At 41.7% G+C, this 22,178-nt stretch carries 20 protein-coding genes; 13 read left to right on the top strand and 7 right to left on the bottom strand.

The features are described 5' to 3' along the window. Window positions 1-329: 329 nt before the first annotated feature. Complete coding sequence (locus ACSLBF_RS10030) at window positions 330-1,301, bottom strand: transposase (protein WP_440053279.1); 972 nt, start codon at window positions 1,299-1,301, stop codon at window positions 330-332. 538 nt (window positions 1,302-1,839) lie between these two features. Here ACSLBF_RS10030 and ACSLBF_RS10025 point away from each other — a divergent pair. Further along, entirely contained in the window at window positions 1,840-2,454 is a 615-nt protein-coding gene (locus ACSLBF_RS10025; RefSeq protein ID WP_440053278.1) for a hypothetical protein, read from the top strand. 381 nt (window positions 2,455-2,835) lie between these two features. Here ACSLBF_RS10025 and ACSLBF_RS10020 read toward each other — a convergent pair whose 3' ends face one another. Further along, the gene (locus tag ACSLBF_RS10020) at window positions 2,836-3,636 is read right to left on the bottom strand and encodes a DUF2989 domain-containing protein (protein ID WP_440053277.1); all 801 of its coding nucleotides are present in this window, start codon (window positions 3,634-3,636) and stop codon (window positions 2,836-2,838) included. Window positions 3,637-3,780: 144 nt separating this feature from the next. Between ACSLBF_RS10020 and ACSLBF_RS10015 the strand changes: the two genes are divergently transcribed. The 8 genes from ACSLBF_RS10015 (at window position 3,781) to ACSLBF_RS09980 (ending at window position 13,564) form a co-directional block, all read left to right on the top strand. Then, on the top strand, window positions 3,781-5,226 hold the full coding sequence (locus tag ACSLBF_RS10015) for a glyceraldehyde-3-phosphate dehydrogenase (protein WP_440053276.1): 1,446 nt from the start codon (window positions 3,781-3,783) through the stop codon (window positions 5,224-5,226). Window positions 5,227-5,473: 247 nt separating this feature from the next. Continuing rightward, complete coding sequence (locus tag ACSLBF_RS10010) at window positions 5,474-6,601, top strand: M14 family metallopeptidase (RefSeq protein ID WP_440053275.1); 1,128 nt, start codon at window positions 5,474-5,476, stop codon at window positions 6,599-6,601. Between the two features lie 222 nt (window positions 6,602-6,823). Beyond that, the gene (locus ACSLBF_RS10005) at window positions 6,824-8,548 is read left to right on the top strand and encodes an alanine/glycine:cation symporter family protein (RefSeq protein ID WP_440053274.1); all 1,725 of its coding nucleotides are present in this window, start codon (window positions 6,824-6,826) and stop codon (window positions 8,546-8,548) included. Between the two features lie 88 nt (window positions 8,549-8,636). Then, entirely contained in the window at window positions 8,637-8,963 is a 327-nt protein-coding gene (locus ACSLBF_RS10000; protein WP_440053273.1) for a hypothetical protein, read from the top strand. A 2-nt stretch (window positions 8,964-8,965) separates the two neighbouring features. After that, a complete protein-coding gene (locus ACSLBF_RS09995) occupies window positions 8,966-9,247 on the top strand; it encodes a YeaC family protein (RefSeq protein ID WP_440053272.1) in 282 nt (93 codons plus the stop codon). After that, entirely contained in the window at window positions 9,237-11,921 is a 2,685-nt protein-coding gene (locus tag ACSLBF_RS09990; RefSeq protein WP_440053271.1) for a DUF349 domain-containing protein, read from the top strand. Before ACSLBF_RS09995 ends, ACSLBF_RS09990 begins: the two co-directional genes overlap by 11 nt. A gap of 209 nt (window positions 11,922-12,130) precedes the next feature. Continuing rightward, on the top strand, window positions 12,131-12,472 hold the full coding sequence (locus ACSLBF_RS09985; protein ID WP_440053270.1) for a helix-turn-helix transcriptional regulator: 342 nt from the start codon (window positions 12,131-12,133) through the stop codon (window positions 12,470-12,472). A 327-nt stretch (window positions 12,473-12,799) separates the two neighbouring features. Then, the gene (locus ACSLBF_RS09980) at window positions 12,800-13,564 is read left to right on the top strand and encodes a class II glutamine amidotransferase (protein ID WP_440053269.1); all 765 of its coding nucleotides are present in this window, start codon (window positions 12,800-12,802) and stop codon (window positions 13,562-13,564) included. A gap of 93 nt (window positions 13,565-13,657) precedes the next feature. On the opposite strand, the gene ACSLBF_RS09975 is transcribed toward ACSLBF_RS09980, so the two are convergent. The 3 genes from ACSLBF_RS09975 to purM are packed head-to-tail and all read right to left on the bottom strand — an operon-like array spanning window position 13,658 to window position 16,066. Further along, window positions 13,658-14,350 (bottom strand): DUF3108 domain-containing protein, encoded by a 693-nt coding sequence (locus tag ACSLBF_RS09975; protein WP_440056215.1) that lies wholly within the window; start codon window positions 14,348-14,350, stop codon window positions 13,658-13,660. A gap of 13 nt (window positions 14,351-14,363) precedes the next feature. Further along, window positions 14,364-15,014, bottom strand: a complete 651-nt coding sequence (gene purN / locus ACSLBF_RS09970) for a phosphoribosylglycinamide formyltransferase (protein ID WP_440053268.1) — start codon at window positions 15,012-15,014, stop codon at window positions 14,364-14,366. After that, window positions 15,014-16,066 (bottom strand): phosphoribosylformylglycinamidine cyclo-ligase, encoded by a 1,053-nt coding sequence (purM, locus tag ACSLBF_RS09965; protein WP_440053267.1) that lies wholly within the window; start codon window positions 16,064-16,066, stop codon window positions 15,014-15,016. The genes purN and purM overlap by 1 nt, the downstream gene beginning before the upstream one ends. Window positions 16,067-16,346: 280 nt before the next feature. Here purM and ACSLBF_RS09960 point away from each other — a divergent pair, with 280 nt between their 5' ends. The 4 genes from ACSLBF_RS09960 (at window position 16,347) to ACSLBF_RS09945 (ending at window position 20,600) form a co-directional block, all read left to right on the top strand. After that, complete coding sequence (locus tag ACSLBF_RS09960) at window positions 16,347-16,589, top strand: YdcH family protein (protein ID WP_440053266.1); 243 nt, start codon at window positions 16,347-16,349, stop codon at window positions 16,587-16,589. A 122-nt stretch (window positions 16,590-16,711) separates the two neighbouring features. Beyond that, the gene (locus ACSLBF_RS09955) at window positions 16,712-18,307 is read left to right on the top strand and encodes a diguanylate cyclase domain-containing protein (RefSeq protein WP_440053265.1); all 1,596 of its coding nucleotides are present in this window, start codon (window positions 16,712-16,714) and stop codon (window positions 18,305-18,307) included. A gap of 269 nt (window positions 18,308-18,576) precedes the next feature. Next, window positions 18,577-19,164 (top strand): MlaC/ttg2D family ABC transporter substrate-binding protein, encoded by a 588-nt coding sequence (locus ACSLBF_RS09950; protein WP_440053264.1) that lies wholly within the window; start codon window positions 18,577-18,579, stop codon window positions 19,162-19,164. Between the two features lie 248 nt (window positions 19,165-19,412). After that, window positions 19,413-20,600 (top strand): alpha/beta hydrolase-fold protein, encoded by a 1,188-nt coding sequence (locus ACSLBF_RS09945; protein WP_440053263.1) that lies wholly within the window; start codon window positions 19,413-19,415, stop codon window positions 20,598-20,600. A gap of 67 nt (window positions 20,601-20,667) precedes the next feature. Here ACSLBF_RS09945 and ACSLBF_RS09940 read toward each other — a convergent pair whose 3' ends face one another. Both ACSLBF_RS09940 and ACSLBF_RS09935 read right to left on the bottom strand, forming a co-directional pair. Beyond that, the gene (locus ACSLBF_RS09940) at window positions 20,668-21,651 is read right to left on the bottom strand and encodes a 2-hydroxyacid dehydrogenase (RefSeq protein WP_440053262.1); all 984 of its coding nucleotides are present in this window, start codon (window positions 21,649-21,651) and stop codon (window positions 20,668-20,670) included. After that, window positions 21,617-22,132: a glutathione peroxidase gene (locus tag ACSLBF_RS09935; RefSeq protein WP_440053261.1), complete on the bottom strand. Its 516-nt coding sequence runs from the start codon at window positions 22,130-22,132 to the stop codon at window positions 21,617-21,619. Before ACSLBF_RS09935 ends, ACSLBF_RS09940 begins: the two co-directional genes overlap by 35 nt. Window positions 22,133-22,178 lie beyond the last annotated feature (46 nt).

Below are 22,178 nucleotides of genomic sequence, written 5' to 3'. Positions count from 1 at the left end.
TTATATCAAAAGAGAATGGAGTTGTTGAATGATTTACGGCAGTAGTGGGCCTATTAAAATCAAGCTGAATCTATTCAGAGAAATTAAAGACACCCACCACTAAATGAGAAATTAAACAGAGAAATTAAAGACACCCACCACTAAATACATGCTGAGTGAATGAGCTTTAAAAAAGGGTGGAAACACTTCAATCACTAGGATCAAAAATGCTCATAAACGGATGAGTCTAGGCGCTCAAGCGTATCTCATCACTAAAACGGGGTTATCGCGCATGACAATGCACTGTAAATACAACAGCTAGAAATGTAGAATTGAGAATACTCGGTTTATTAAGCTAACAAACGCTCGCAGTTTGCTAGGTTTGTTCGTCGTCGTTTTTGAAGCGTTTGGCAGTAAGCGGTTATTTCTCGCTCTCGGCCAACTGCACCATGAAATACCCGGGAAAATTGCGTGGTGAGTTTTATCCAATTCTTAGGTTCTATATTTAGCCGAGTGAGAATGGGTTGCGCTTCGTTGATATTACCGCGTTTATCGGCACGAATGCTTTTGCCGGTTAAATCAACCAATTCAATATAGGATTTGAGCTCAAAAGGTAGTCCTTTTGGCATCTGTTTTCGAGGGCTGCCAACAAAGCGTAGTAGGCTTCTGGATTGCTTTCCACGCTTTGCGTGGTCAATACGCTTCTTGATACTGGTGTAGTCTGAAGTTTCAGGTGTTGTCGCGATTTTGGCTCTAATCGGGTTTAAGTCTACATACACCAAACAAGCTGCCAGTGCGGCCTCGTCCAGTAGGGCCTGAGACTTGAATCGTCCCTCCCAAAATCGGCCAGTACAATTATCCTCTTTATTTGCTCTGCGGGCGATGTCTTCGTTAAGTACCCGCATAAACCAGCTAATATCTGCGAGCCTTTCTCTGTACTTGGCGATATGCTCATCAAGTATCAACTGCTCTGACTCACTGATTGGCTCACCATCAATAAGCTTATGGCTAAGCCAATTACCATTAAACAACTTGTGCCATCGTAACACAATCGCTTTATCCGACAGGCGCTTAGCCTTTTTATCGTCAACATATAAAACTACGTGAGTATGATTGCTCATCACAGCATAAGCACAGACATCAATACAAAACACCGACCCCAACATCAAGAGCTTTTCTTCAACCCAATCACGGCGATGTTCGTATGATTTTCCAGTGAATTTATCTTCACCGCACAGAAATGCGCGCCTTACGCAACGGGAGATACAGTGGTAATATTTGGTGTCGGTTAAACTGATTTGTCTTTTACGGGCAGTTGCCATAGTTTGGTTTCCTCAATCCTTTGAGTGCAGAATTAAAGCTTAGGCGGCATCTTAGGAAGGTGCAAATTAGTGGTGGGTGTCTGTGATTTACATCTCCATTGAGCGCAGAATTAAAGCTTAGGCGGCATCTTAGGAAGGTGCAAATTAGTGGTGGGTGTCAGCGATTTACATTTATCGTGGTGGATGTCAGCGATTTACATCTGCGATTTACATCGGTGTCTGCGATTTACATTTATGTGGATTATGGTTTGCCTCTCTATTCAGTCTTCTTAACAACACCTTCGTTGGTGATATTGAAACGAACCATTTCATTAGACCCCGATATTGCTGCTTCTAAAAGTGCCTGTCCAGCTCAAGTCAAGTCGCTCCGCAAGCAATTTTCAAACTCCTTGTGCATCTAACTATCTGAAAGTATAATATTTTCTTCATAAAAGAAATGCTCTTTAACGAGTTATAATGACACCAACTTTCAGCGTGGTAACCTGAAAGTTGCAGAGCACCTTTTGGGTGGAAATAAAAATTTAAAATGGAATTAAACATGTATACGACTCTTAGAAAACCAATAATTACCATAGTTTCAGTGCTGCTGTTAAATGGTTGTGCAGCCGTGGCTGATTCTATGTCAAAAATGGCTGGAATAGGTGTAGTTACCGAAGAGGTATCTACTTTCGATAATGCAAAAATTGTCAATATGTCACCTGCTTTTTTATATGCAGAAGGTTCTTGGGGTAATAATGTTAAACTAGGTGCCCGTTGGAGTAGCAAGTCTCCTGACTACGTAGCTTTAGTTTTGTCTTACAGCTCGGATGTATCAAGTAGTCGCAGTTCATATCTAAACCTTTCAGGCTTAGATATAAACATTGATGGTAAAATTAGCTCTTACAAAACAGGTCGTTTAACGAATCATGAAGGCGGTGATTATAATAACGTCACTAGAACGATTTATACTAAAAGTGAAAATGCGGTGGTTGTACCTTACTCGATTCTTGAACAAATGATGCAAGCAAAAGATTGCCGTTTACGGATCCATACGAGTAAAGGATATGAAGATGCTCAGTTTTCCATTGAGAGAATACCTGGAGGGCAAGGAACTGCCATTCTGTCAATGCGAGAGTTTGTTGCAAACATAAATTCAAAAACAGGAAAGCTCTGATTCTAAAGCTTGACTTGCATAAATCGCCTAAACAAATTAGTTTGGGCGTTTTTAAGAATTAAAAGAACAAGTACCAGCTCTGACTTTTGGACTAGATAGTAAAATACACAGGTTGGATTAAAACGGCCAAACAGATCTTTTTCCTGACTATGGGAGAAACTCTATGATGGTGGATATAAAAACCGTATTTTCGATGCATTGACCTACGCATGTCGTTCCAGTCATTAAGTCAAATAACCCCACTCCTTTTTGTACACCTACTTGTTCACATGAACTGGTTCGGCTCAAATGTTTAAAAGGAAAGCGGGAGTCACCCACCACCTTTATAGCAGTGGGCGGTAGATAAATTGTGCCTTAACGCTCGCTATTCACTAACGACCGTTAGAAGTCTCTAGGATTTACAAACTCTCCAGCTTGAATGCTGTCAAAAGTCTTTTGTGCCAAAGTATCAAGTGGAGACAAATCTTTATCCAAGGCTTCAAGGTGTTGTACGACAGGCAGTAAGTCAATTTCCTCAAAACCAGATAGCTGAGCAATTCTGCCGAAGGTGTACGCATGCTTATACTTTTCCTGCTTATAAAAAATGCTAACCAAACTTGCATAGACTTCCGGGTCTGGTGTTTCGCCCGCTTTATTGAGTTCAAGTACACGATAGAGCAAATCAATCGTTTTATCGTCATCGACTTTGGCATAAAAAGTCGCTAAGAATAGTTGGATTTCAGCGTCATTTTTTATTAACGGATCTTCTTGCATATTCAACAGCTTATTCATGGCGTACTGACTGTTGTTTCTTGACCAATGATAATAAAGCAGGCCAGGGTGGTCGGTTGCTTTGGTTTCACGATAAATACGTGCCATTTCTTTTAGGGCAGTTAAATGACCTTCAACTCGAGATGTGGTTTTTTCTTTTAGTTTGATATGTTCAATCTTGGCTGCACGCGCGACACACTTGTTATAGCTCTCTAGTTCTTTTAATAGCGTGTATTTGTTTTCGTCGGTAGGTTGTTTGTACTCACCATAACGTGCGTAAATCAGTTCTGCACGCTGTTCTTTACAGTGACTGTCTTTGTTCAAATCTGAACAAAACCCCGGGGTTTCTTCGCAAATTTGACTTAAAGTTATTGGGCTGTCGCACCCCGCCAGAGCAAGCACAGAGATAAGTAGCGACTTCTTAAACGCCATAGTTGAACCTCAATGTTTCTATTTGTAATCATTTTAGCGCAATGATTTGATTGGTAACAGTGGAGAATTAAAGCAGTTTAAATTAGAATATGCCTGCCCGATAGGGCTATCCGTTCAAAGAAAATTGTTTATTAGGCAGAAAAAATGACCTTATCTCACGAGCAAGAATATCAAAACAGCTGGCAAGAGCGCCAAGACTATGCAGAAAACATGCAGCCGCTAATCGGTCGTCTGTACCGTAATAAAGGGGTTGAAATCTCTGTTTATGGTCGTCAGCTAGTTAATGCAAGCACCATTGATTTGATTAAATCTCACAAAACGGTTGCTCGTTTTGAAGAGAGCAAACTGCGTTTACGCGAAAGCTTTCCATTTCTTGAAGCTATCAGCGCAATGGATTTAGCCCCAGGTCGCGTTGACTTGGGTAAACTAGCTTACGCTTATATCTACAAAAATGCTGGTGAAGGCCGCTCAATTGAAGAATATCTAAACGTTGAGCTTGCTGAGCTACTTAATCAAGGTGAACGCCCAGAGCCACGTGACGTTGTTTTGTATGGTTTTGGTCGTATCGGACGTTTATTAGCGCGCCTGCTTATTGAGCGTGGCGGCTCTCACGCTGATTTACGTTTACGTGCAATTGTTGTTCGCGGTGGCCGTGATGGTGACCTTGAAAAGCGCGCAAGCCTGTTGCGCCGTGATTCAATTCACGGTCCTTTCAATGGCTCAATTACGGTTGACCACGAGAAAGGTGCAATCAAAGCAAACGGTAATTACATCCAGATTATCTATGCAAACTCGCCTGAAGAAGTGGATTACACTAAGTACGGTATCGAGAATGCTCTTGTTGTTGACAATACGGGTGTATGGAAAGACGAAGATGGCCTTGGTAAGCACCTTAAGTCAAAGGGCGCGTCTAAAGTGCTACTGACTGCACCAGCTAAAGGTGACATCAAAAATATCGTATATGGTGTAAATAACAGCGATATCCTTTCTGAAGACACAATTGTTTCTGCAGCAAGCTGTACAACAAACGCAATTACACCGGTACTTAAAGCACTAAATGATAAGTTTGGTATCAAAAACGGTCACGTAGAGACAGTTCACTCTTACACTAACGACCAAAACTTGATCGACAACTACCACAAAGCTGAGCGTCGTGGTCGTAGTGCGGCACTAAACATGGTTATTACATCAACAGGTGCAGCTAAAGCGGTTGCTAAAGCGCTACCTGAACTAAAAGGTAAGTTAACGGGTAACGCTATTCGTGTACCAACCCCTAATGTATCGATGGCTATCCTTAACCTAAACCTTAACAGCGAAACAACAGCTGAAGAGTTAAACGAGTTCTTACGTGATACCTCACTACACTCAGAACTACGTGATCAAATCGATTACACTGCTTCAACTGAAATTGTTTCTACCGACTTAGTGGGTAGCCGCTATGCGGGTGTTGTTGATTCTCAAGCAACAATCGTTGATGGTGACCGTGTTGTACTTTACGTTTGGTACGATAACGAATTTGGTTATAGCTGTCAGGTGGTGCGTGTAATGCAAGATATGGCAGAAGTAAAATTCCCAAGCTTGCCACGTTAATCACGTGATTTGCTAAAAAAGCCAGCGTTAGCTGGCTTTTTTTGTTTTTGAATAAACGCAGGTGTGGTAGGCTTGTGCGCACCATTTGGGCTACAAACGGCTAACAAAAATAATAATAATTTGATGTCAGCTCAGTGTTTGATTATTTAGTAAATTGTTATACGTGCAGAATCAAAAGGAAACCGTTTTGAGCGCGCATAATGTAGTAACGACAACACATCGTTTTTTAAACCAATTAAGGTAACTCATGAAGATTACAAGTAATTTTGATAGCGGCAATATTAACGTGGTGAAACTAGACGGACCACAAGATATTCAGCTGGAAATCAATAAGGACAACGAATCTGAGTTTTTTCAGTGGTTCCACTTTAGGCTTGAGTCAACGCCATTTATTGAGCACAGCATTCAAATAAAAAACTTAGAAAACTCAGCTTATCCCGAGGGGTGGGAAGACTATCAGGCGGTTGCATCTTACGATCGCCAAACTTGGTTTCGAGTACCTAGTCACTATGAAAACGGCACACTGACAATTCAATTTGAACCAGAATGTGGTCACACTTTCTTTGCTTATTTCGCCCCCTATAGCTACGAGCGTCATTTAGATTTACTGTATTGGGCGCAGGGGAATGACAACTGTGTTGTTGAGTCTTTGGGTGAAACACTGGACGGTCGCGACATTAGCTTGTTAAAAATCGGCGAACCGTCAGAAGAGAAAAAACGCATTTGGATCACTGCTCGTCAACATCCGGGTGAAACAATGGCAGAGTGGTTTGTTGAAGGCTTACTACACAAACTACTTGATGATGAAGACCCGCATGCAGCTGCTTTATTGTCAAAAGCCGTTTTCTATATTGTGCCAAACATGAACCCTGATGGTAGTGTAAGAGGTCATCTGCGTACTAATGCCGCAGGGGTGAACCTTAACCGTGAATGGCAGACACCGAGTTTAGAAAAGTCACCAGAAGTTTTTCATGTTCTTAATAAGATGCATGAAACCGGGTTGGATATGTACTTAGATATTCACGGTGACGAAGCGTTACCGTACAACTTTGTCGCTGGCAGTGAAGGTATTCCAAGTTACGATGCTCGTTTACAAGGCTTAGAAGAAGCATTCAAATCGGCACTATTAACGATTACGCCAGAATTCCAAGACGAACATGGCTATGATAAAGATGAGCCAGGCCAAGCTAATTTAACCGTGGCTTCGTGTGCGGTCGGTGAAGCGTTCAACGCGCTGTCTTATACGGTTGAAATGCCATTCAAAGACAACGCGAACTTACCAGACCCTTACTACGGTTGGTCAGACAGACGCTCATATCAGTTTGGTCAAGACACATTAGCGGCGCTAGTTAACATCGTTGATGACCTAAGATAAAAATTATAAAGGCGATCCCTAAGGGGTCGCCTTTATGCAATTTAAATAACCAATTTAGTACTAATTGCCGTAGTTATTTGAGCAATGAGAGCGTGATCACGCTAACCGCAGTGTTTTACGCCGAAAACCAGTTCAACTAGTTAATGCAATTGGTATAAGATATAAAATACCTAAAAAAGGTATTTTAATAATAATGAAGAAACAACAAGAAGAGGATTGGCAGTGGATACGTTAGGAGTCTTTTTAGACAGCTTGGATGGCTTGCTTGGGGGATCGAAATGGTTTCCTTATGTATTGCTTGGAGTGGGTTTGTTTTTCACCATTTACTTGAAATTCCCACAAATCAGATACTTTAAACATGCTTGCAAAGTTGTTACCGGAAAATACGACAAAAAAGGGCTAGAAGGGGATACGACCCACTTCCAAGCATTGTCTACCGCGTTATCAGGTACTGTGGGTACAGGAAACATAGGTGGTGTGGCGCTGGCAATTTCTATTGGTGGCCCGGCCGCACTCTTTTGGATGTGGATGACGGCGTTCTTTGGTATGACGACAAAGTTTGTGGAAGTGACGCTCTCACACAAATATCGCGTACAAACCGACGACGGTACAATGGCCGGTGGTCCAATGTACTATATGGATCGTCGCCTAAACATGAAATGGCTTGCGGTTTTATTTGCAATCGCAACCGTGATTAGCTCATTTGGTACAGGTAGTTTGCCACAAATCAATAATATCGCTCAGGGCATGGAGTCGACCTTTGGGTTTGCACCAATGGCAACGGGTGCTGTGTTATCGATTTTACTCGCTTTGGTTATTTTAGGTGGTATCAAACGTATTGCTGCGATCACTTCTCGTGTTGTGCCATTGATGGCTGCGGTATACATCGTTGGCGCCTTTGGGGTTATTTTTTATAACGCGGAAAACATCATGCCGTCGTTTTTTGCGGTGTTTACCGATGCCTTTACCGGTTCTGCCGCAGCGGGTGGTTTCCTAGGGGCTTCCTTTGCTTATGCATTTAACCGTGGCGTAAACCGTGGTTTGTTCTCTAACGAAGCAGGTCAAGGTTCGGCACCAATCGCACACGCGTCGGCAAAAGCAGACGAACCAGTTTCTGAAGGTATGGTTTCAATTTTAGAGCCATTCATCGATACCATTATCATCTGTACGTTAACCGGTTTAGTTATTCTTTCTTCTGGTGTATGGACAGAAAAGTTTGAAACTACTTTCGAACGTTCATCTATGGTGATTTTAAAAGGTAATTACCACGAGGATAACCCAGAGCACAAGCAGGCATTATTTGAGTATATCAATGACGTTAACGAAGACAGCGTGACTTTGTACAACGGTAATATCGAAGTGGTGCAGGGCAAAGCTGTTAGCAATGACTTTACTGTATTGCACTCGCGCTCAATCGGTGAAGAAATTCGTTTTGGTATCACAGATAAACATAAATATACCGGAACGGTTGAGATTAAAGATGGTTTGCCAACCGACAGTAGTATCAGTGTTAAAGGCTTGTCTTTGGTGCACTCAGCTGAGCTAACCACTAAAGCGTTTACTCGCGGTTTCTTCGGTGAAAGTGGTAAATACATCGTTTCCATCGGCTTATTGCTGTTTGCGTTTTCTACTGCAATTGCGTGGTCTTACTATGGTGACCGAGCAATGATTTATTTGTTAGGTAGCCGCTCGGTTATGCCATATCGAGTATTCTACGTTGCAGGCTTCTTCTGGGCGTCTTTTGCAGATACAACACTAGTTTGGAAATTGGCCGCGGTGGCAATTGTGGTTATGACTCTACCTAACTTGTTTGGTATTTTATTACTGCGCAAAGAGATGAAAACCTCGGTTGAAGAGTACTGGCATGATTTTAATGAGCAGCATGGCAACGAGCAAAGCAAGCCACAACAATCAAACCATCAGCAACGTAAAGAAAACGGTGCCTAAAATTATTTGTTCAGTTAAGGACAAGGTTTGTTAAAGATAGTAGAATAGGGCGCCATAAATGGTGCCCTTTTTTATGGAGAGTCGAACAATGGCAATTGCAACCTGCCCAAGTTGTAGTAAATCAATTTCTTCTAAGCACCAAGTCTGTCCACATTGTGATGTGAAACTCGGAGATGTGTCAGAAGAAGATAGAAATCGAATGGCATCGAGAAGAAAAGCAAAACGTCAGCAAAGTTTACTTAATTACTCGTTTGTTTCACTGATCCTTGTTCTTGGTGGCTTCTTATATATCTATTCAAAGCAACCAGCTCCAGGTTCTACGGAAATGCTGTTGTGCAGGATTGCTATCGGAATTGGTGCACTTTGGTACCTGATTAATCGAGCTTTACTTGTGGTGTTAAAAAAGAAAAAGTAGTAATGAACATAGATAGTCTAATCAACAATATCACTCCAGAGCTATATGAGCGCTTGGAGTATGGAGCCTCAACAGGTAAATGGCCTGATGGTAGTCCACTGACAGACGCGCAAAAAGAGCAAACGGTGCAACTGGTCATGTTGTACCAAGCTAAAGTCGCCAAAAGTAATGAACAATTCACCATTAATGAAAAAGGCGAGATGGTGCAAAAGTCTAAGCGTGAATTACAACAAGAATTTAAAGCCGATAACGAAATAGCTAGGTTCAGTGAAAATGATCTTTAAACACCTGTTTACACCGAAATGGAAACACCCTAAATCAGAAGTGCGCTCTCAAGCCATTGATAAATTAGATTTAGAAAAAGACGCCAACGTACTTCATACGATGGCACTTGAGGACGACTCAGCGCAAATTCGCAAAAAGGTACTGAACAAGGTTAATGACCTTGGCCTGTGGTGGAAAGCTTATAAACAAGATCAGGATCTAAAAGAACTGGCAGAGCAAAAAATCACCTCAGCGGTTGTCAGTCATGACCATGGCTTACAAGAAGCTATTCGCAATGAATTTATTGACCGTTATGCGTCCAATAAGGTGTTAGAAAAGGTTGCATTAGCTGAGCAAAATACCGACAAAAAAGTTAAACTTTTAAAGCGCCTCAGTAATGCGACGCTAATAGAAAAGCAATTTAAAGAAGGCGATGAAACACTACAACTTGCCTTGTTTGATTTAGTCGTTCAGCACCAATTGATTAACTCAGCTATCAAGTCAGCAAAAGGCCAAGCCCTTGAAAAGCTGAACGCCTTGCTAGAGCAGCAACGACTTGAAGTAGAAATGCCTAAGAAAGTGGCAGAGCAAACCCGCATTGTATTAGCGAAATTAAATGCCCTTCGCGACAAGTATGATTATCAGTTGGTTTCTCAGCAAGCAGCTCAGTTAAACAAAGAGTGGCAAGCCATTGAACTAAAGTGGCTTGACGAAGAAAGCACGCAGCAAGTTGACAGCAAATATACAAAGGTATCTGAAAAACTTAATCGTCATATTGATGAATTGAAACAAACCTACGATGCGCAACAAGCCGCATTGCAAGTTGCACAAAACCGAGCGCTAGAAGTTGCAGAACTCACCGCAGAACTAGAGGCTATTGAACAGACGGTATCAATTGCGTGTAAAGCGCTTAATGCTGCAGCAGCAACGGACTTATCAGCACGACTAGCTGCCCTTAAAGACAAAATTGCTGCACCAAAATACGCAACCACTGATGAACTCTCTGCTATCGCAAACAAAACAGAGCAGCTTGACAGAGCGCTGGCTGACTTACCAAATATGATTGCAGCGAGCGAACAATTTACTCAAGCGTTAACGGCACTTGAAGCGATTAAAGTACCAAACGAATTAAGCGAGTTCGACCAAGTCGTAGCACAGCAAAAAGATGCTTTTGTGAGCTGTAAAAAAGCACTTGATGCATTACCAAAAATGTTAGCTAAGCAGGCAAAAGCCAGACTGAAAGAGGTTTCAGAGCAGTTTATGTCTGCAACTGCAGAGTTTCGTGAAGACCAAGAAACTAAGCTGAAGCAAGCCAAGAAAAAAGCGCGTGATGTGCAGCGTTTAATCGACCAAGGTCGTTTCAAAGTCGCTTTTGGTGTATTCAAGGGCTTTATGGAAAGCTATGAACAGCTAACCGAAGGGTATAAAAAGCAGGTTGAAAAGCAGTATGAAAGTTTATCTGAGGCGTTGCAAGAGCTGAAAGATTGGCAAAAATATGCAGCAACTCCAAAACGCGCTGAACTACTCGCCTCCCTAGATGAAAAACTGCAAGAGCAAGATGTTGATCCGGCCAAACGTGCAGAGGAAGTGAAACTACTTAGAGTACGTTGGAATGAGTTGGGCCATGTTGAAAGTGAAGAAGAAAAGCAACAGGCGCAACAGTTTGATGAGAAGATTGAGCAGCTGTTTGCTCCTTGCCGAGAGTATTTTGCGCAACAAGAAGCGCTGCGTGAGGAAGCCAAGCTTAAACGTGAAGCCATTATCGCTGAAATTGAATCTTTTCAGGATTCAAAACCTGAAAGTGCTGATGAGTGGCGCGAACTGGAAAGCCAGTTTAACCGCTTGTCAAAAGCTTGGAAGAGTGCTGGAAACGTCGACGCCAAGGTTTACCAAAAACTGAACAAGCATTATCGAGCAGTAAATCAAAACCTCTATGACAAGCTAAAGGGCTATCACGAAGCCAACGCTGTGGAAAAAGCAAAGTTGGTAGAGATTGCAGCGCAGCAATTGTCAGCAGAGGATCTTGTTGAAGCGTGCGCAACACTTAAAACATTGCAAAAACAATGGCAGCAACTTGGTTTTGCAGGTGCAAAGCAAGAGCACAACTTGTGGAAAGCGTTTCGGGCCCACAATGATGCCGTATTTGCTAAACGAAGTGAGCAGTTTGAACAGCAAAAAGCACAACAGCAAACACTTGAAAATGAGCAAAGACAGCAGCTTGCGGATGTAGACACTAAATTGATTGAAGCGGTAACACAAAGCGAACTAAATGCAGTAAAAGAAGCGCTCATTGAAACAGAAGTGTTGCCCGCGCTTAAAAGTGAAAAGTCACGTTTGCTAGAGCAGGTTAACCGGAAATTAGATGATCTGTTTTCTGAGCAGAGACGTTCAAAGCTTGCTGATTTACTGACTGCGGTAGCAGAAGAACAAGCGATCCCTGCCTCTTGGCAAGGAAAAAATCAGACTCAGCTGGCACCAGAGCAATTGCTGCTTAGATTGGAGATTTTGACTAATCTTAGCTCACCTGAATCATTACAGGCAGAACGTATGTCACAGCAAGTAGCGATGTTGGACGCTAAATTACAAGGTGAAGACATTAGCCTAGAAAACTATATCGTGAGTTATCTAGCCGCGCTTGATGAAACTCAACAGCAGCCAGAAAAAGACCGGCTACTGGCAGTTTTAAACGCATAAACAAAATCGCGGCTTTATAGGCCGCTTTTTTTTGTCTTTGTACCAGCAGTAACGATGTTACGGCTGTTACTGAGTTCAGATTAACTATTTTGGAAAATAATTCTATATATCATATAGGTGACGTAGTGTTGTCATATATATGTCGTAACACAAAGAGGCAGTTATTCAGATAATAGTCAGGACTTGATTAATTATCGGAGTAACCCACAATGGACATGAAAATTAATAACGAAAAACTTAAGCAACTAAGAGAGTTAAAGGCTTGGAGCCAGTCCCACCTAGCGACAGTCAGTGGTGTTAGCTTACGGACAATTCAAAGAATAGAAAAAACAGGCATTGCGTCTCCTGAAACGGTGAAAGCTATCTGCGCCACGTTTGATTTAACGGTGCAAGACATTCTGCAAACAAATAATCAAACAGACGGTATAGGACCAACATTTACGGCAGTAGTACGCTATAGAATAGCCAATATGGATAAAAAAGGCACAATAATAGCTTTTGCTTTAAGCTTTTTAATTTCCTTGGTTCTTTCGTTATATATTGTAAATTAAGCGAAGGACTATTGATCTGTTAAGTTTGTTTATGTAGCGGCTTGATTGGCATTTACACAAGGCGGAGCCTACGTAGTAGTGAATTCTATGTGAGCTCTTTACTTGCCAGTTTATTTTTGTAAACGTTGGATATAAAGGTAATGCATGCTTTCTATAGCACGCAACTGAGGTAGTAATACCAAAACAAAAAAATAGTGAGTGTAATCTCAATGTTAAGGTGATCTTTACTCTCGCCTAAGAGATAATAAAAACAATCATACGCTTGCAGCGATGCGATAGATTTGTCTTGTATACATCGAATATTGAATTAAAAGGTTTACAGTAATCATGTGTGAATTACTAGGTATGTCAGCGAATGTACCAACGGATATTTGTTTTAGCTTTTCGGGTCTGCTGGAAAGAGGTGGTAATACAGGACCACATAAAGATGGCTGGGGGATTACTTTTTATGAAGGAAAAGGTTGTCGAACCTTCAAAGATCCCGAACCGAGTTGCCAATCAGAAATAGCAAAGCTAGTTAAAGCGTATCCGATAAAAAGTGTTTCCGTGATCAGCCATATTCGCCAAGGAAACCGGGGTAGAACCTGTTTGGAAAATACCCATCCTTTTACCCGTGAGCTATGGGGGCGAGAGATAACTTATGCTCATAACGGTCAGCTATCAAACTACCAAGATTTGAAAACGGAATTTTATCGTCCCGTTGGGAATACTGACAGTGAATTAGCGTTTTGTTGGATTTTAGATAAAGTCAGAGAAAAATATCCTGCACGCCCATCAAATATGATTTCAGTTTTTCGTTATATTGCCAAACTCGCGGACACGCTTCGTGATAAAGGGGTATTCAACATGCTGATCACTGATGGGATCTACGTGTTGGCTTATTGCACCAACAACCTTCATTGGATAACACGCCGTGCGCCATTTGGACAAGCTACCTTAATCGACGCAGATATGGTGATAGATTTCCAACAAGAGACTACGCCAGACGATGTTGTAACGGTTATTGCTACACGGCCATTAACCAATGACGAACGCTGGCAAAAATTACAACCCGGCGAATTTGCTCTGTTTAAATTAGGTGAAAAGGTTTAATAGCAATCTGGATTTTGTTCTAGCGGTTTCCTCTTTCACTAGATACAGATATCCAAGCCAGAGCAAAGCGCTCTGGCTAGCAAACAATTTAAGTTAGTTGGGGTTTAATTCGAATTTAGTGAGGGCGATTTTAAATTGCTCAACGCCATCCTTCCCCTTATACATCTGAACTAGCATGTGGTCATGTTCGGGTGCAAACCAAGCGATTGCCTGCCTATCACTGTTATCGTATAAGCGTTTTACTTTTATGGTGTTGATATTGCCAACGGGCAGGGTGATCATTTCCTCGCCGACCACTTGAAAATCATAGCTACGCTGATTACCGTTTTTATCAATAATGGGATAACTAAATTGGGTTTTTCCGGCTTTAAGGTCGCGTCGTAATTGCACTTGATAACTCAGCAAATCTTGCTGGTTTTCTAGCCATTCAACCTTGAGTGGGTATTTCTCTTCGCTAGAGCGAATTTCTTTACTGGCGTGATCAAATTTGATTTTATGGCTTTTATCTGGGCCAGTGCCTTCTCTTTTCATGCTGTAGTGCAGTGGCGTGATTTTATCTTGCTTGAGTTCGAACAGTGACTCTTCAGTTCGGATATCAGAAAAAATCATCCATTCAATTTCACTCTGATATCGAACGGCATAGGTTTTTTCTGCAACCTTGGTTAAATCCCGGGTTGCTGTGCCGTGAATTTTGCCTTTTCTAGAGACCTCATATTCACAGTGGTATTCGTTGATGGTGTTGGCGAAAGTGGTGCTGGAAAGAAGAGCGCTTATGCCTAACAGCAAAGCGCTCATATAGTTATTCTTCTGAGTAGGGCGCGCCTTCGGCTGGCAAGTTCTGGTCGTCAAAAACAGCATAATCTGCTTCCATAGTTAGTCTTCGTTCACTGAACCATTTGACCACCAAAGGATAGAGTTTGTGTTCTTGCTCGTGTACTCGCTGAGCCAACGTGTCTGCTGTGTCATTAGGCAAAATTGGCACTTTTGCCTGGCACACAACAGGTCCGCCATCTAACTCTTCTGTCACAAAGTGCACACTGGCACCGTGAAAGGCATCTTGTGCATCAATTGCTCTTTGGTGGGTGTTCAGCCCTTGATACTTAGGCAACAAAGACGGGTGAATGTTCAACATTTTTCCCCGAAATTTTTGCACTAAGCTCGCAGTTAGAATACGCATAAATCCAGCCAATACAACCAGATCTGGATCAAAAGAGTCAATTAAATCGCTAAGTGCCGCATCGTAAGCTTCTCTGGATTCGAACTCTTTATGGCTTAAAACCTGAGTGTCAATTCCAGCGTTTTTTGCTCTGGTAAGGCCATAAGCATCTGCTTTATTACTGATAACAGATACGACACTCCCCCGAATATATCCGCTTTGGCAGGCATCTATAATCGCTTGTAAGTTTGAACCACTACCAGAGATTAAAACAACGAGGCGGGTTGGCGCCATTACTCGGCACCACCTAAGATTTCTACTTGCTCTTGGCCTGCCTCAGCGGTTTGGATCTCACCAATATGCCAAGCATCTTCGCCTTGTGCTTTAAGAATATCTAAACTTTGTTCAAGCTTGTCTGCAGGTACCACTAAAATCATACCAACGCCACAGTTGAACGTACGGTACATTTCGTGAGTTGCGATATTACCGTTGTCTTGTAGCCAGTTGAAAATTGCAGGCCATTGCCAGCTATCACCTTTGATCACCGCTTTTGCTGACTCTGGTAGCACGCGAGGGATGTTTTCCCAGAAACCACCACCTGTAATGTGTGATAGTGCGTGGACGTCTACTGATTTAAGTAGTTCTAGAATTGATTTTACATAGATGCGCGTTGGTTCAAGTAGGTGTTCACCCAGAGTCTTACCTTCAAACTCTGCGTTTGTATCAGCGCCAGATACCTCTAAAACCTTGCGGATCAGAGAGTAACCATTCGAATGTGGACCGCTTGAAGCCAGAGCAATCAACTGATCGCCTGCAGCGACTTTTGAACCATCAATGATTTTTGATTTCTCGACGACGCCAGTGCAGAAACCAGCCATATCGTAGTCATCGCCTTCGTACATACCTGGCATTTCCGCGGTTTCGCCGCCGATAAGAGCGCAGCCAGATAGTTCACAGCCTTTGCCTATGCCAGTCACAACGTCAGCAGCAACGTCAACATCTAGTTTACCTGTTGCATAGTAGTCCAAGAAAAATAGGGGTTCTGCACCTTGGACAATAAGATCGTTCACACACATGGCGACAAGGTCGATACCAACCGTGTCATGTTTTTTAAGGTCAATGGCTAAGCGAAGCTTAGTACCAACACCATCTGTGCCAGCAACTAAAACAGGCTCTTTATACCCAGTTGGAAGTTCACATAGTGCACCAAAGCCACCAATACCACCCATTACTTCTGGACGGCGGGTCTTTTTCACTACGCCCTTAATTCTTTCGACTAATGCGTTGCCCGCATCGATGTCAACGCCAGCGTCTTTATAACTAAGAGACTGTTTTTGTTCGCTCACAGGTTTTCCTCTAAAAGTTGCTAGTTAGAAATGCTTAGAAACGCCGTTATTTTACAACAATTGCCCATTGGCGGCTAGCGACTTTAAGGTGTTAACGAGAGATATCTCAATTTATTGGATGGACAGTCGAATTTATAATCGCGATAGTTGATGGTCTTGCTCTAGATCAACATGTGCCCGGAGAGCGAGTGTAGAGTAAGTGATGTCTATGACAGCAAGCGATATTTTGCGCTGTGTCTACGAAGGACGGAACATTAATCTCACATAGGACAAATACATCATGAATATAGAGCGCCATACACTTTCTAAAGAGCTTCCTGAATTTAAAGATAAAATTCATGAGCTAAAAATGTCTGATAGACACTTTTCAAAACTTTTTGATGAATACCATGATGTGGACAACGCCGTGATCAGAATAGAAGATGGAGTAGAGCACTCTAGTGATGACTATTTAGAGTCATTAAAGAAACAACGACTGCATTTAAAAGATCAGTTGTTTGCAATGCTGAAACAGGCTAAGTAATAGTTATTTAACTTAAAGGGCAATGGCTGGCAAAGCCATTGCCCTCAATTGCAACGTTGATCTCAGTTATTACAATAATCATCTACACTAAAAATACCTACAGACCAAAATAGCTGATTATTTTGATAGCTTCTTTTGCTGTTTTTATTGGCAGCTTTATTCTGGCTTACAGTTTGGTATTCATTGCCAAAATTTGTCACATAGCGACTTCAGTCGGTTGGAAGCTGCTTTGTGGTTTAGTGTGCTTTTTTATTTGCTGCTACATAGGTTACGGATACTATCTGTGGCAGGCATCGACACCCACGATAGTTGAATACGCCTTATGCGTTATTTTGTTCTTTGGTTCTGTGTTTGTCGCAGTAGTAAGTTTGTTAAGTTATTCAAGCCTCGTAGAATTAAATAATGCTAAGCGTGATGCTCAGTATCGAGCCGACCACGACTTTCTTACCAAAATCAAAAATCGTAAAAAGTTACAAGAAACCTCCGTTGAGTTGATTGCTGCACATCGTTCATTCAGTTTTATGCTGATCGATTTGAACAGTTTCAAAGAAGTTAACGATAAAAGAGGCCACGCATTTGGAGATCAGTTGCTGGTTGCAGTCGCAAAAAAAATGGAGTCGGCATTGCTAAAAGGAAATCAATTATTTCGAATTGGTGGTGATGAATTTGCGATACTGCTGGATACGGTCAACATCCGTGAAATATATGCGCAGAATAATACTTTGTTAAGTCATTTGGGTACTGGGATCAAAATTGCTGGTGTGTCACTTGATGTGCGTTACAGTGCTGGTGTCAGTATTTTTCTTCCTGACTTGAAGCGGGACATTGACCAAATAATGCAGCAGGCTGATGTTGCTATGTATGCAGCTAAGCGGTCTCAGCAAAGTATTATTGTTTACGACGAAGAAATTCATAATCAAAAGAAAGTCGATAACCATTTACACACGCAAAGCGAAACCGTATTTGCGTCACAGTGTTTGGAAACCTATTACGAGCCAATTATTTCAGCCGCCAATGGCGATCTTTACGGAGTAGAAACAAGGTTTGCTTGGCCTTTGCCTAACGGAAATGTTGTAACAATGACCCAATTGAGCGCCATTGCTCATGAAAATAATCGGACGAAGAGTTTTGTAAGTTGTTTGTTGGATAACGTTTTTACCGACAGTGCACTATTATTGAAGACAAACTCTCAATTGCGAATACATGCAGAACTCCCTTTAAATGGAATTCCTTCAGGATTATTGATTTCTACTCTAGCCAATTGCCTTGATCAATATTGTATTGATCCTAGTCGATTAGTTTTTGAAATTACCCTTGGTAGCTTGGAGATTAGCCAGCTTGAGCTTAATCAACTCCTTGAAACATTGAAGGAAATGGGATTTGGAGTAGGGGGTGTGACATGTGAAGCCGGTTATGCCAATCCTAGCGAAATCCAAAATCTACCATTGTCTCATTTTAAACTGATTGGCCAATCTATAGATCCCGTGAAGTCACGCGCAACATTTGAAACGTATGTATATTTTGGCAAAAAACTTGGCTGTATGGTTCGTGTTGCAAATATTAATACCGACGCAGATTACGATTACGCGAACTCGTTATCCAGTGACTACCTGCAAGGGGGTCTATTTAGTGAGCCGTTGCGAGTTAAAGAAATGATAAATTGGATTACTTCCTATCATGCTACTCAGTGGACGATAAAAAAACTCAAGCCAAACTGATCGTTAGCGATGCCTTGATAGCTATCCGCTCGATCTAAATTGTTTTTATGTGAATGCCACAAATTAATTATTGCTTAAATGTAAATAGCATAATTTGATACAAATTTTGACATTTTTAGCGAACCAAAAAACATATAATACCGTACAGATTAAGGAAGTCATAAAAGCACTCGTGAGCGTGCTTTTTACACGTTGATTAATAGGTTTAGAAAGTGAGCGTCGGTTAGGTAGGAATGACTAACGCTTTTTTACAGTTAAGGAATAAATCGATGAAAAGATTTTTAGTTAGTTTAGGCATCTTATTGTTTTCATGTTTTGTGTCAGCGGAGTCTTCTCCCTATTCGCTGATCAACCAAGTTGGCGACCAACTGTTTGCTGACATAAAAACAGTTAATAAAGATGGAAAAGCGACACCTGTTGAGATGAAAGGTATTGTAAAAAGTCGTTTAATGCCTCACGTCGATGTGAAGTTTGTTTCCTTTAAGTTGTTGGGTAAGCATATTAAAGGCCTAAAAAGAGAGGAAGCGGTTGAGTTTATTGGTGCTGTAGACGAGTATTTAATTGCGACTTATGCCAATGCGTTATTGCAGTATAAAGGGCAAGAAGTGGTTTTTGAGGAGCTTCCAACTTCAAATGACGCTGAATTTGCAACAGTAAAAGCGGTTATCAAAGAAAACAATGGCCCAGATATCGATATCCACTTCAAGTTTCGCCAAAGTAAAGATGGTAGCTGGAAGGTATATGATATGGTGGCAGAAGGGATTTCTTTACTGAGTGCGAAGCAAAAAGAGATCACCACCAGAATTTCTGAAGTAGGCTTAGCTAAGGTCACACAAGAGCTGAAAAGCAAAGCGTAAAGATCACTAACTCTGACTTGAAGTAACAAAAGAGCATCTTAAATTAGGGTGCTCTTTTTTTATGCGTAATTTAAACTTATCGTGTTTCTGATGCCTCAATTAAGGTGTGATTTGGGTAACTACGTGATAACCTCCAGAGCGGGACAACGTCCAAAACTACATGAACAACAAGTGCTTAACCAAATTAAAACAACAAGACAATGTAACTTAACAGTGCATTGGCAATATAAATAACGGTAAGGATTGACGTGTTGAATAACAAAAAAACCTATTTATTCGCTGCTTTATTTGCGGCTTGCGCCTTTATCTGCTCGACGAGCTATGCCAAACAACAACAAACTGCAAAACTTTCTTATCAGCATCACCTCAATGCAAAAGAGCTCGGAGAAAAACGAGAATTTACGGTAGTGCTACCAAAAAGCTACCACACTAACCCAAGTAAGGTTTATCCCGTTATTTATCGTCTTGATGGAGTAGAAAATACAGGTCTAATCAGCTCTGTTTTGGAGCGTTTGCAAAATGTAAAAGCAGCACCTGAAGCGATTATTGTTGGGATAGAGAATACCGACCGAATTCGCGACTACTATCCGACAGTAAATACTGAACCCATGGGATTTGAGGGGCAAGGCGGTGGTGCCGCCAAATTCTTAAACTTTATCGAGAAAGAATTGATTCCATATGTGGATGATAACTATCGTACTCACGACTATAAAATTATTGCTGGTGCGTCCGCAGCAGGGGTGTTTTCGCTTTACGCTATGCAAGCGAGACCGGGGCTGTTCCAAGCCCATATTGCATATAGCCCTGCTATTTGGTGGAACTTCGGTGCGACAGCCAAAAGCACTAAAGCTTTTATCAGCAAAAGCAAACAGTTAGATAGCTACTTATATATTAATATTGGTGAAGAAGCTGGAATTATGCGTGAGCGTTACGATGACATGGCGCAGTTCATCACAAAAAACAAACCGGAAGGTCTGAAAGTCGTGACCGATAGCTTTGACGGTGTTGCACATGGCTTAACTTCTTCAGCGGGGGCATTTTTTGCCTATAAACAGCTGTTTTTGCCGACACAAATGCCAATGCGCGAATTTTCTGGAAACACAGCGTCGATAGATGATTACTATAATCGGTTGTCAAAGCAGTGGGGTGAGCAGATCACACCACCAAATGATGTAGTGAGGAGTCTTGGTTATAACCTCGTTGATAGAAAGCAAGTTGATCAAGCCATTTCGGTATTCAAATATAATATTAATCTACACCCTAAATCAGCAGAGGCTTACTATGCGCTATCCTACGGTTATGAAATGCAAGGGGATATGGCAAGTGCGTTAGCGCAGATAAAAACTACTCTGCAGGTGGCGGGCAAAAGCCATCAATACTACAACTTTTTTGTTGAAACCGAAGCCCGGTTACAGGCGCAACTCGATAAGCTATAGAAAAATAGGATTAGATATCGCCGAGCATTAGTGACTCGGCGTTAATTTAACTTCAGCTGAGGTTAAATTAGGCAATAACACAGTTTTCACAGCTACCATTTTGAAAAATAGTATCGAGGTTCTTTACTGTGGTGGTGGCAATTTGACGTAACGCTTCTTTGGTAAAGAACCCTTGATGGCCAGTAACTAGCACGTTGGGAAAGCTCACCAAACGTAAGAATATATCGTCTTGTATGATTTCTTCACTGCGGTCTTTGAAAAATAACTCTGACTCTTGCTCATAAACGTCTAGTCCAAGATAGCCTAACTTTTTAGACTTTAAAGCGCGAATACAAGCTTGTGTGTCGATTAGGGCACCACGGCTGGTATTAATCAACATTACACCATTCTTCATTTTCTCAAATGCAGATTCATCAATCATATGGTGGGTGTCTTCATTCAGTGGGCAGTGCAGGCTAATGATGTCACTTTGAGACAGTAGCATTTCGAAAGAAACCAACGTATACGGACCTTCGCCTACATTGGGATCAAAAACCAGTACGTTCGCACCAAAACCGTTGAGAATTCGGACTAACGCTTGACCAATCTTACCGCAGCCTACCACGCCAACTGTTTTATTGTGAAGGTTAAAGCCAAGTAAGCCATTTAAGTCGAAATTATCTTCTCGGACTCGGTTATAAGCTTTATGGGTTTTTCGGCTTAGCGTCAACATCAGCGCAATACAATGCTCGGCAACCGCTTCAGGGCTGTATGCTGGTACACGGACGACGTCGATCCCAAGCGCGTGTGCTTTGGCGATATCTACGTTGTTATAGCCTGCACATCTGAGCGCAATACACTTTATTCCGTATGAGTGTAGCAAAGTAAGTACATTGGCATTAACACTGTCGTTGACGAACACGCAAACCGCGTCAAAGCCTTGGCAAAGTGACGCGGTGTTCTCATTGAGAGATTCATCAAAGTAGTGAAATTCTATTGTGTTATGCTGTGTGCGAGCATCTTCGAAAAAAGGTTTTTCATAGTTTTGCGAGCTGAACAGGGCGACTTTCATGATTTAGCTGACTCTCTATCACCGATTTTAAAGTTTCTGGTTTTGTTCTGGGTGCATAACGTGATACTAGCATGCCTTCGGTGTTAATTAGAAACTTTGTAAAGTTCCATTTTATCGCGCGATTTTGCGCAATACCTCGGGTGTTCGATTTAAGGTATCCAAACAAAGGATGCGCCTCTGGACCATTGACCTGAGTCTTAGTACAAATTTTAAAACTTAAATCAAAGTGAGAGCTATAAAACTCTTTTAGCATTTCATCTTCAAGAGGTTCATTGCGGCCAAATTGGTTACAAGGAAACGCCAAAACTTCCAACCCAAAAGGCCGGTATTTTTGATACAGCTTTTCAAGCGCAGAAAGCTGTGGCGCAAAGCTACATTTGCTTGCGATGTTGACAATGAGGATGGGCCGTCCGGCCAATGTTTTTAGCGGCAGCACTTGTCCGTCAATAAGCTGTACGCTAAAACGATATATATTCTCCATCCTTTTAGGCTCCGTGTGTTAATAATGTACATATCTATTAGTCATA

The organism is Pseudoalteromonas sp. T1lg65, from assembly GCF_051930985.1.
Lineage (GTDB): Bacteria > Pseudomonadota > Gammaproteobacteria > Enterobacterales > Alteromonadaceae > Pseudoalteromonas.
Note: the sequence above shows the minus strand (reverse complement) of the source record. Positions and strands in the feature narration are given on the sequence as shown.